The 11832-nt window shown below is 32.2% G+C and carries 10 protein-coding genes and 1 pseudogene; 8 read left to right on the forward strand and 3 right to left on the reverse strand.

Annotation, left to right across the window (positions count from 1 at the left end; all coding sequences use genetic code 11):
• The 4 genes and pseudogenes from BTO16_RS01585 to BTO16_RS17765 form a co-directional block, all read left to right on the forward strand.
• A partial coding sequence (locus BTO16_RS01585; protein ID WP_146105377.1) for a hypothetical protein occupies positions 1-187 on the forward strand: 187 nt, incomplete at its 5' end.
• Positions 188-833: 646 nt separating this feature from the next.
• Positions 834-3014, forward strand: a complete 2181-nt coding sequence (locus tag BTO16_RS01590; protein ID WP_105019926.1) for a T9SS type A sorting domain-containing protein — start codon at positions 834-836, stop codon at positions 3012-3014.
• Positions 3015-3041: 27 nt separating this feature from the next.
• A complete protein-coding gene (locus tag BTO16_RS17535; RefSeq protein ID WP_170064397.1) occupies positions 3042-3209 on the forward strand; it encodes a hypothetical protein in 168 nt (55 codons plus the stop codon).
• A gap of 34 nt (positions 3210-3243) precedes the next feature.
• Positions 3244-3454: pseudogene (locus BTO16_RS17765) on the forward strand (acetate--CoA ligase); the annotation flags it as partial.
• A 74-nt stretch (positions 3455-3528) separates the two neighbouring features.
• Here BTO16_RS17765 and BTO16_RS01600 read toward each other — a convergent pair.
• The 3 genes from BTO16_RS01600 to BTO16_RS01610 all read right to left on the reverse strand — a co-directional run bounded on the left by BTO16_RS01600 (position 3529) and on the right by BTO16_RS01610 (position 7220).
• The gene (locus BTO16_RS01600; protein WP_105019927.1) at positions 3529-5070 is read right to left on the reverse strand and encodes an acyl-CoA carboxylase subunit beta; all 1542 of its coding nucleotides are present in this window, start codon (positions 5068-5070) and stop codon (positions 3529-3531) included.
• A gap of 154 nt (positions 5071-5224) precedes the next feature.
• Positions 5225-6664, reverse strand: coding sequence for an acetyl-CoA carboxylase biotin carboxylase subunit (gene accC, locus BTO16_RS01605; RefSeq protein WP_105019928.1), 1440 nt, complete (start codon positions 6662-6664; stop codon positions 5225-5227).
• A gap of 70 nt (positions 6665-6734) precedes the next feature.
• Complete coding sequence (locus BTO16_RS01610; protein WP_105019929.1) at positions 6735-7220, reverse strand: acetyl-CoA carboxylase biotin carboxyl carrier protein subunit; 486 nt, start codon at positions 7218-7220, stop codon at positions 6735-6737.
• A gap of 210 nt (positions 7221-7430) precedes the next feature.
• On the opposite strand from BTO16_RS01610, the gene BTO16_RS01615 reads away from it, so the two are divergent.
• From BTO16_RS01615 to BTO16_RS01630, 4 genes are all read left to right on the forward strand, one after another.
• Positions 7431-9197, forward strand: a complete 1767-nt coding sequence (locus BTO16_RS01615; RefSeq protein ID WP_105019930.1) for an ABC transporter ATP-binding protein — start codon at positions 7431-7433, stop codon at positions 9195-9197.
• Between the two features lie 852 nt (positions 9198-10049).
• Entirely contained in the window at positions 10050-10571 is a 522-nt protein-coding gene (locus BTO16_RS01620) for a GreA/GreB family elongation factor (protein ID WP_245891922.1), read from the forward strand.
• Between the two features lie 6 nt (positions 10572-10577).
• Positions 10578-10955, forward strand: a complete 378-nt coding sequence (locus BTO16_RS01625; RefSeq protein ID WP_105019931.1) for a hypothetical protein — start codon at positions 10578-10580, stop codon at positions 10953-10955.
• Between the two features lie 110 nt (positions 10956-11065).
• A complete protein-coding gene (locus BTO16_RS01630; RefSeq protein WP_105019932.1) occupies positions 11066-11824 on the forward strand; it encodes a DUF6503 family protein in 759 nt (252 codons plus the stop codon).
• Positions 11825-11832 lie beyond the last annotated feature (8 nt).

The raw sequence follows: 11832 nt of genomic DNA on the forward strand, positions 1-11832 counted from the left end.
GCATATTGGTCCGATTGCAAAATTAGATAAAATTCAGTTTTCGGAAGGATTGCCAAAAACGAGATCAGGAAAAATTATGCGTCGAATTTTACGTAAAATTGCGTGCAATGAAATGGATAATTTAGGCGATACAAGCACCCTTTTAAATCCTGAAGTTGTACAAAGTATTATTGAGAATCGTTTGTAGTTTATTTGAAACTATCAGTAATTATTAATAACAGATTGCATCGTCATTTCCTGCCATTTTCAGTCATTGCGAAAGAGGAACGACTGAAGCAATCTTTTAATTTAAATCACGGCTATTAAAGCTACAGATTGTTTCGTAATTTATTGCTTATCGCAAGCAATTTACTCGAAATGAATAATTTAAATAAACCTAAGTCATTCAGAAATTAGCATCTCCCGAAACTTAGGGAGAGATAAACTTTCTGCAGTGAATAATAAAATTTGTATCAAGTCCTTGATCTAAAAAGACAGCTAAAATAACTTATTTCAATTCTAGCCAAATTCAAAAAATAACTAGCACTGCCATGTGTCAATATATTTAAGGTATCGATAAATAATTGGTCATTAAAGTGTTAGGTAAGCAGTTTTTTGAGAGTTTTCTTGTGTTATTGACGTTTAAAAGACAAATACAAACCCTTTTTCGGACTTTTAAAGTTAACTAAATATATAGTTTAGCAAGAAATTAACAAACAATTATTTTTAATTTAACTTAAACCAAGATTATGAAGAAAATTGTACAAATTTCATTTTTATTTATGTTTGCCCTGTCTTACGGGTAGGCAACGTTACCTTTTTATGAAGGTTTTGATTACGCCACAGGAGTTCAGTTGACAAGTACTACTGGTGATCCTTCTTTAGGTGAATGGGTTCGATCGGGATCTCCTGTTAATCATGCTACAGTTGCATCACCGATTTGGACTACTAAAGGCATCACGGCACCAACAGGTATTGCATTGTCTATTCCTAATGCAGCAGGATCAACTTCAAGGATTGAAATTGCTCCAAGTAACGATGACGTATATATGTCTTTTTTAATGAAAATTACTGACATAACAGCTTGTCAAGATGGTAATAACAGGTTTATCTTGTTGGGTAGAGACATTGGTGGATTTGTTGGTGTATTAATGGTAGTAAAACAAGCAACTACTGCTCCGGGGTATGTTGCAGGTAATTTTCAATTGCTGTTATCACAAGGTAGTGGTGGAGCTAGTCCTAGTGATAGCGATACTTTTTCGAAAATATACAACGCAAATAATGAGACTGAATTATTTGTAGTTATTAAAAGAGTAAACGATGCTACTCCTACGACACCAGCAAGGTTTACTAGTGTATTTATTAATCCTACTTTGGGTGCAACCGAACCAGCTACACCATCAATAGAAGTTGCAGTTGATCGTAGTGGGTCTATGAATTATTTTTCCATATTTCAATTAGCTAATTCTGAAAATACACCAGCATTTATAATGGACGAGCTTAGAATTGCAACAACTTGGGCAGAAGCAATAGATTACAAAGAAACTACTTGGAATGGTTCTGGTACAGCTAACGACTGGACAGATGTAACTAACTGGACTGGAGGTCTGCCGAACCCTTCAACAAACAACATTATTCCTTCTGGTTTAGCATCTTACCCAACAATAGCAACGCCAACATCAGTAAAAGCAATTACTTTAGATAATGGTGCTAGTTTAATAGCAAATGCAGCTATTACAGGTCCAGTAACACATACTAGAAGTTTAGTAAATACTGCAGGCAACACAAACGGATGGTATTTAGTATCTTCTCCGGTTGCTGGGCAAGATTATAATGAAACTTATGTAACAGCGAATTCAATTGCTGTGGCTACATCAACTAATAGAGGAATAGCTACCTACACAGAAACTGATAATACTTGGGCATATATGGCCTCGGGAGGCAGTGGTACTTTTAATGCTGGGCAAGGATATTCAGTAAAAGTAGACGCAAATGATGCGGTTTCTTTTACAGGAACGGTAAATAGTGCAGATGTACTAGCGCCAATATCTAGAGCAGCAACTGGTGCAACAACTGGTTTTAATTTAATAGGAAATCCCTACACAAGTTATATTAGCAGTGAAACGTTGTTAGATAACAACCCAATTTTATCGGCTAACAAAACTATTTGGACGTGGAGTAACGCAACAAATTCTTACACTCCTAGAATTTCTACTGCAAACTTTATGATTGCACCAGGACAAGGATTTTTTGTACAAGTAAATGATGGTGCTACTGGTTCTGTTACTTTTGCACAGTCAAACCAAGCGCACAATGGCGCAACAGATACTTTTCAAAAAGGAGGTAAAACAGAAGTTAGCTTAAAAATAGCAGATGCTGAAACCTACAGAGAAGCAAAAATTTATTACACAGCAAATGCTTTTAAAGGTTTTGAAAGTGGGTATGAAGGAGAAGTTTTTGGAGGAATTCCAAACAGTTTTCAAATTTATACACATGTGCTAGAAGGTAATACTGGTAGAAATTTTCAAGTACAAACATTACCTGACACAGCTCTAGAAACCATGGTAGTTCCTTTAGGTGTAAAAGCAGCTACTGGAAAAGAATTAAGCTTTTCTGCAGAAGCATTAAACTTACCAGCAGGTATTAATGTGTTTTTAGAAGACAGAGAAACTAACACGTTTACACGTTTAGATGAAGCAAATGCTGTTTATGCAGTTACTGCAACTACTGCTTTAAATGGTGTTGGTAGATTTTACATTCATACTACAACACAAGCTGCGTTAAGTGTTGCAGATCTTGCTTTACAAGGGGTTAGTATTTATAAAACAGATGCTAGTACTGTTAGAATAGCAGGTTTAACAGATGGTAAAGCAACAGTTTCTTTATTTAGTATCTTAGGTAAAAAAGTGATGACGAGTTCTTTCAATGCAGCAGAGGTTAAAGATATTTCTTTACCAAAACTAGCTACTGGTGTCTACATTGTTCAATTAGAAACAGTAAAAGGAAAGTTGAATAAGAAAATTATTTTAGAATAATAACCTAAATTTAAAACACAAGACATCATGAAAAAAAATATAAAAAACACTCAAGATATTTCAAGAAAAGAAGCAATTAAAAAAATAGGATCTTATGGTAAATATGCCGCTTTAACAGCATTAGGTACGTATATGATTTTAAGTCCGCAGAAGGCGCAAGCCCAAAGTCCAGCTGCTCCTGGTGAAGGGTTTTAATCTTCTTTTAAAAGTAGATTAAATAATCTTGGTAAATCACCAGCATTATAAAGAAACCTATCTATCAGCCTATAAAAATAGGTACTTTATAGGTGATAGCGCTTTAAGAGATGAGGTTGGTTATTACAAATTACGGGTAGATTAGATTACGTAAAATTGCGTGTAATGAAATGGATAATTTAGGAGCTACAAGCATCCTTTTAAATCCTGAAGTTGTGCAAAATAGTATTGATAATCGATTGTAGTTTTAAACTATAAAAATAAAAAGCGCCTTTTTAATAAGGCGCTTTTTTTATAAAAATAAATTTAGATTGATGAGCTATAGAGGAATATTTCCATGCTTTCTTTTTGGTCTTACTACTTCCTTATTTTCTAGCATCGCAAAGGCTTTTATTAATTTACGTCTGGTATCTTTAGGTAAAATTACTTCATCGATAAATCCTCGTTGCGCTGCACTATATGGATTTGCAAAAAGTGCAGCATATTCGGCTTCTTTTTCTCTCCATTTTTCTTCCGGGTTTTCTGCGGATTTAATTTCTCTTTTAAAAATAATTTCAGCCGCTCCTTTTGCTCCCATAACCGCAATTTCTGCGCTTGGCCAAGCAAAATTCATATCTGCTCCAATATGTTTCGAGTTCATTACATCATAAGCACCACCATACGCTTTTCGAGTAATTACAGTAACTCTTGGCACAGTTGCTTCACTAAAAGCGTATAATAACTTTGCGCCATTTACAATAATACCATTCCATTCTTGATCTGTTCCTGGTAAAAACCCCGGAACATCTTCTAAAACTAAAAGCGGAATGTTAAATGCATCGCAAAAACGGACAAAACGTGCTGCTTTTTTTGAGCTATTCACATCCAAAACACCCGCTAAAAATAGTGGTTGATTTGCCACAATACCAATACTTCTTCCTCCTAATCGTGCAAAACCTACAATAATATTTTCGGCATAGTCTTTATGAATTTCATAAAAGGAATCTTCATCTATAATTCCTGATATTACAGCATGCATATCATAGGGTTTATTAGCATTATCAGGAATGATGGTTGATAAGCTTTCTCTTATTTCAGCCTCTAGTTTAAAGGGCAAAAGCGCAGATGTTTCTGTATTATTTTGAGGTAAATAACTTAAAAGTTTTTTTACATCTTCTAAACATTCAATATCATTTGCAGATGTTTTATGCGCCACTCCAGATTTAGTAGCATGCGTGCTTGCGCCACCTAGTTCTTCACTAGTCACTTCTTCGTTCGTTACGGTTTTAACAACATTTGGCCCAGTTACAAACATATAACTTGTATTTTCTACCATAATTGTAAAATCGGTCATTGCAGGCGAATAAACTGCTCCGCCAGCACAAGGACCCATGATTGCTGATAGTTGCGGAATTACCCCAGAAGATTGCACGTTTTTGTAAAAAATATCAGCATAACCACCAAGAGATCTAACACCTTCTTGAATTCTAGCGCCACCAGAATCATTTAAACCAATTATGGGTGCTCCAACTTTAAGCGCTAAATCCATTACTTTACAGATTTTTTCTGCGTGCGTTTCTGATAAAGAACCACCAAAAACGGTAAAATCTTGTGCAAAAACATAGGTTAATCTACCATTTATGGTTCCGTAACCAGTTACTACACCATCTCCGTAAAAAACTTCTTTTTCCATCCCGAACTCTTTCGTTCTGTGGATAACCAAAGCGCCAATTTCTTCAAAGGAACCCTCATCTAATAAGTATAAAACTCGTTCTCTTGCGGTTAATTTTTTCTTCTGATGTTGCTTTTCTATTCTCGCTTGTCCGCCGCCTAAATAGGCTAGTGCAAGTTTTTCGTTAAGGTCTTTTATTTTGGATTCCATTTTATATGCTTTTTTCTCGCAAAGGCGCTAGGGCACAAAGCTGAATGTGATTTTTCTGTTTAGTTTGATAATGCTTTTTTATATAACACTATTCTTAAGTATATTTTTTAATTTTGCTACTGCTACTGCTACTGCTACTGCTACTGCTAACTTCTTACAAAGGCAATCTCACTAATTTCTGATCTATCAGATATTGTTTTACAGCAACAAGTGCAGCAATTTTAGCTTCTTCTTTCTGTTTACTTTTTAAAGCTTCAGGAGAATAGTATTTTTTAACAAAATGCGTATCAAAATTACCAGAACGGAAAGCGTCATGTTCGCACACAAAAGTTCCGAAAGGTAACGTAGTTTGAATACCTTTAATTTGATACTTCTCTATTGCAGTAATCATTAACTCGATAGCTTCTTCTCGAGTTTCCCCATAAGTTATCAATTTAGACAACATTGGGTCGTAATAAATAGGAATATCCATACCCTGTTCAAAACCATTATCTACACGAATATTTTTCCCTTCGGGCAATTGGTAAACTTCTAAATTACCAACACTTGGTAAAAAATCATTTAAAGGATCTTCTGCATAAACGCGCAATTCTAAAGCGTGTCCATTAATTTTTAAGTTTTCTTGATTGATGGGTAAAACTTCGCCACGCGCAACACGAATTTGCAATTCGACTAAATCTGTACCAGTAATCCATTCAGTAACAGGATGTTCTACCTGTAAGCGTGTATTCATTTCTAAAAAATAGAAATTATGAGCGTCGTCTAACAGAAATTCTACCGTTCCTGCACCTACATATTCGCAAGATTTTGCTACTTTAATTGCCGCTTCGCCCATTTTTGCGCGTAATTCTGGAGTTAAAACGGATGAAGGAGCTTCTTCAATTACTTTTTGATGACGACGTTGTATGCTACATTCGCGTTCAAAAAGATGCACGACATTGCCATGCGAGTCTGCCATAATTTGAATTTCGATATGTCGCGGTGAGGTTACATATTTTTCTATAAAAACCGATCCATCACCAAAAGCAGAAGTAGCTTCGCTAATTGCTCGGTTCATTTGCGATTCAAATTCTGATTCTTTTTCTACGATACGCATTCCTTTTCCACCACCACCTGCAGAGGCTTTAATAAGAATAGGAAAACCAATTTCGCGCGCTATTTGTTTTGCTTCAGAAATATCAGTTATCGCTTTATCTGTTCCAGGAACCATCGGAATATGATATGCTTTTACGGCTTCTTTTGCAGCCAATTTACTTCCCATAATTTTAATGGCCTTTGATTTCGGACCAATAAAAATGATGTTATTATGTTCACAAGCTTCCGCAAAATTTGCATTTTCAGACAAAAAGCCATATCCAGGATGAATCGCGTCTACGCCTAATTTTTTAGCAACTTCAATAATTTTATCGCCTAATAAATACGATTTATTGGAGGGTGCTTCGCCAATTAAAACCGCTTCATCAGCAAATCGAACATGAGGCGCATTTCTATCCGCAGTTGAATATACTGCAACTGTTTTTATGCCCATTTTTTTTGCAGTTCGCATTACACGAATGGCAATTTCACCTCTATTTGCTATTAAAATTTTTTTCATATGGATGTTTTAAAGAATCAAAAGTGTGCTAATTTTATATAGATTGATATAAAAAAGCTGCATTTTGTGTCTATTCAAATTCTATTAAAAGTTGGTTTTTATTTACAGTTTCGCCTTTTGTGATCGAAATAGATTTTATAACTCCATCTCTTGGTGATGTTAAAACGTTTTCCATTTTCATGGCTTCTAAAATTAAAAGCGCATCATCTTCTTTTACTTCTTGACCAACTTTTACATCAACCGATAGTATTAAACCAGGCATTGGAGCCTTAATTTCGTTTACTTTTTTTGTAGCACCAATTTCAAATCCCATTTCTCTAATTAGCGTATCTAGCTCATCGAAAATGGTTACATTATACGTATTGTTGTTTACTTTAACCGAATAGGATTTCTGATTAAAATTAGCTTCAATAATTTCTGTTTTGTAAGAAATATTATTTTGTAAAACATGCAATTTTGAATCCGAAACTTCAAAGGAATCTAGGTTTGAAACAGCTTTTGCATCAATCTCAAAATCGAAAGTATTGTTTACTTTAACTTGGTAGGGATTCTTCACTTTTTAGTGTTTTAAGGATGTTTCGTAAATATAAGTATTCTATAGGTTTTTTTCGAATTGATTTCTGTTAATGTTGCCAATGTACTTTTGTTAGTCTTTAAATGCATAGAAAGTAACAACAGTATATGTCAAATTTTGTAATAATGTCATGTTCATTTGAATGGCATATAAATTGATATTAGTAGAGAAATTACATTCTTAAATTAATTTATGCAGCATCTTAAAGATTCAAAACAAGATAAAAGTAAGCCTACTATTTCTATATTAAAAGCGTTTAAAACAATTATTTGGCCAAAGCGAAAATTAGTTTTTATTGGTTTAATTTTAATTGTTATAAGTAGATTATCAAGTTTAGTTTTACCTTGGAAAAGTAAAGCATTGCTGGATGACGTGATTCCGAATAAAGATTACGACCAATTATACAGTTTACTATTTATTGTAGGAATTGCAATTTTAATACAGTCAATAACTTCTTTTTTATTAACCCGAATTTTAAGTGTGCAAGCACAGTTTTTAATATCAGAATTAAGAGCTCAAGTACAGAAAAAAGTATTGTCATTGCCAATCAGTTTTTTTGATAATACAAAGTCGGGAGCTTTAGTTTCTAGAATTATGAATGATGTTGAAGGCGTTAGAAACTTAATAGGAACTGGTTTAGTTCAATTAGTAGGCGGAACGATTACCGCTGTAATTTCTATGGTCTTGCTGATACAAATTAGTCCGTCGATGACCTTTTTTGTGCTACTTCCTGTAGCCGTTTTTGGTGTTGTCGCTTTAAAAGCCTTTAAATATATACGTCCTATTTTTAGAAATAGAGGCGTTATTAATGCAGAGGTAAATGGTAGATTGGTAGAAACTTTATCTGGCGTTAGAGTCATAAAAGCTTTTAATGCCGAAGCACAAGAAAATGAAGTTTTTGAAAAAGGTGTAGATAAATTATTTCAGAATGTTAAAAAGAGTTTAACGGCCACCGCTTTAATGACAAGTTCTTCTACTTTTTTATTAGGAATTGCATCCACAGGAATTATGGGAATTGGAGGTTATAAAATTATGACAGGCGAATTAACAGTGGGAGATTTTCTTTCTTTTACGTTATTGCTCGGTTTTATGATTGCGCCAATTGTACAAATGAGTAATATTGGTAGTCAATTAACAGAAGCATTAGCTGGTTTAGATAGAACGGAAGAACTTATGAATAAAGCTGCTGAAGATGATGATGAAGAAAGAACAATTGTTTTAGAAAATATTAAGGGAGAAATTGTTTTTGAAGATGTATCTTTTTCATATAATGAAGGCAAAGAAGTAATTAATAATATCAGTTTTCAGGTTCCTTCTGGTTCTGTAACAGCGTTGGTTGGTAGTTCTGGATCGGGGAAATCTACAATCGCAGGTTTGTCAGCTACATTTTTAAATCCGCAATCGGGTAAAATTACTATTGATAACCAAGATATTACGAAAGTAAAATTATCAAGTTATCGAAAACATTTAGGTGTTGTTTTACAGGATGAATTTTTATTTGAAGGAACAATCAAAGAAAATATTTTATTTCCAAGACCAAATGCAACAGAACAAGAATTACAAAATGCCGTAAAAGCTGCCTATGTAAATGAATTTACAGATCGTTTTGAAGACGGATTAGATACTTTAATTGGCGAAAGAGGTGTAAAACTTTCTGGTGGTCAGCGTCAGCGATTGGCAATTGCAAGAGCTATTTTAGCAGATCCAAAAATTATTATTTTAGATGAGGCAACGTCTAGTTTAGATACAGAAAGCGAATCTTTAATTCAGAAAAGTTTATCAGAATTAGTAAAAGATAGAACTACCATTGTAATTGCGCACAGATTAAGTACTATAAAACAAGCAGATCAAATTCTAGTAATTGAAGCGGGTAGTATTGCAGAAAGAGGCACGCATGACGAGTTAATTGAAGCAAAAGGTAGGTATTTTGATTTATATACGTATCAATCAAAAATTTAGTAATTAAGGTTCTTTCATTTTTAAATATTGATTAGAATTTTACTTAAAATGATATCAATAAAAATTAATAATAAATATTAGTGTTTGATAAATAAATAATAATGTTTTAGAATAAAAAAAGGATTTGATTCTAAATAGCTGATAAATTGATAAAACTTAAATTTCAATCGTCAGCTTTATTTCGATAAAAATAGGACTAAAAGTAAGTTGTCGTTTTTGAAAAAAAAAGTAAAATCTTTTATTTAATAGGGCTTATAAAGCTAAAAATATTTTTAATCACATACTAATAATTTAGAAACGATACTATTTTTAATTTCTAACTATTTAGCTAAAAATATTTTTCAGAATTACAAATATTTTCCTTCATAAAATTGGGTAAAAAAGTATCAGTTGGGGCTTTTTTACCTTATCTAATTATTTTAAAACTTCTTAAAATTAGTATAAGTAGTTGATTTTAATCACTTTATAATTTTATCAAAATATATTTAAATTTTGGTACAGCCATTGCTTATTAGTTTGATTAAAGTATGAATATGAAAATCAACGAAAAAAGTTTATGTAGTACCTGTGTGCATGTTTTTGTTTGCTGTTTAACTGCCAATAAAAAATTTATTTGGTCTTGTAGCGAATATGATGAAGAAATCATGCAAAACAGCAATTTAAAACCTATTTTAATACCAATTTTTAGTTTTGCAAAGAGTTGAAAATCATTTAATTAAAATATTACAATTTTAAGTAAAGAAGAGAAGCGAAAAAGTGCCCAATTAATGTCTTTTGTAAAATGAGATAATTTAGTTTTGACAGTGTTGCCTAACTAATGAAATTAAAGAAGGTTTTATTAAGGTTTTAAAGATGTCTAAAAAGAAACAAGTAGATACGCGAACTGCTGCCTATAACTTAGCAATTGAAAATAATAGCGCTAACGTATTTTTAAAGAGGTGTTTTTCCATACATAAAGATAGAATTATGAAATATGGTCAAATTATTATAGAGGAAAAGGAATTTTTAATTTTAGAAAATTTATTTAACCTCAAAAAAGAAGAATATTCAAAAACTGCTAAAATTTATATTTTAAAGTTATTGGATGAGTTAAAGCGTGCACTTATTTTACCAGAAAGTAAAATGCCAGAAGATGTAATAAGGTTAAATTCGAAGGTGAAAATAAGTTCTAAAGATAATTTATGGGTAAAAACTTTTGAACTCGTTTTACCACATCAAAGCAATGTGTCAGACAATAAAATATCTTTGTTATTGCCTATGGGAACCGCTGTTTTAGGTTATGCGAAAGGAGATGATATTTTATGGGAATTTCCAAGCGGATTAAAAGAACTTAAAGTAATTGATGTAAAGCAACTACAGAAAGTATTAAAATAAATAAGTATGAACAACTCAAATAATATAAATAAAAGTGCTTCTGATACTCAGATTACAGAAAAAATAAATTTAGAAGAATTAGATCTTTGGATTTCTTTTCTAAATAGTTTTTCTGATGAGTATACTAATTTGGTAACAAAAGCATCCAATAGTGCAAATAAAGAAGAATTAAAAAATCAGCTTTTAAACACTTTTAAAAATAATGAAACTATTTTAAATGATATTGTAAATTATAAGAGAGCAACTCATAATTTTATTGAATGTATTGATTTAGAGTGTGATTCGTTTTATAGAGACACTTACACTAAAATAAAAAAGGCATATCGATTACACTTTCAAGAGTGTAACCTTTTAAATAAAAAAGTTTTTTTTCGTGTTTCTTAGTAAGGGGTAGTTTTTTAGTTAGTGACTCCAAATTTATTTGGAGTCATTTTTTTTTGATTGTTTATCTTTGTCAAAATAAATTAATAAATTAATAAATTTTGAGACGCCTAATGAAAAAAATAATTCTATTAATAGTAATTGCAACTATAGTATCCTGTAAAAATGATGCAAAACCTGCAACTCAAAAAGAAGAAATCAAAAAAGAAAGTTTTCCTGATGAACTTGCAAAGGTTTTTGAAAAGCACGGAGGAATAGCTACTTGGAGAAAAGCAAAAACGCTGTCTTTTAATAAAGGAGAGGAAGCACATACGTCAGATTTACAATCTCGTAAAATTGTGATTAATTCACCAAAATATTCTTTAGGTTTTGACGGAAAAGAAATTTGGTTAGATCAAGCAGATTCAACTGCTTTTAAAGGGAATAAAGATTTTTATTACAATCTATATTTTTACTTTTATGCAATGCCTTTTGTCTTAGCTGATGACGGAATTATTTATGAAAAAGTAGATTCAATTTCTTTTGACGGAACAAACTATCCTGGGTATAAAATTTCTTTTAAAGCAAATGTTGGTACTTCTTCGGATGACAATTACAAAGTGTATTTCAACTCAGAAACCTATCAAATGGAATGGTTAGCATACACGGTTACATTTAAAGCTAAAGAGCCTAATAATGAGTACCATATTATAAAATATAATAAATGGGAAAATGTAGATGGTTTGGTTTTACCAAATGAAATTACTTGGTATAAAATGGATAAAAAAGGAATGCCAACAAAACCACAAGGACCTGCAACAGTTTTTACGTTGCCATTAGTAAGTGAAGGTAAATTAGGAACTTCTTTTTTTACTAAACCCAATGTTCAGTAAGCAGTTCA

The sequence above is a fragment of the Polaribacter glomeratus genome, from assembly GCF_002954665.1.
In the GTDB taxonomy this organism is placed as follows: Bacteria; Bacteroidota; Bacteroidia; order Flavobacteriales; family Flavobacteriaceae; genus Polaribacter; species Polaribacter glomeratus.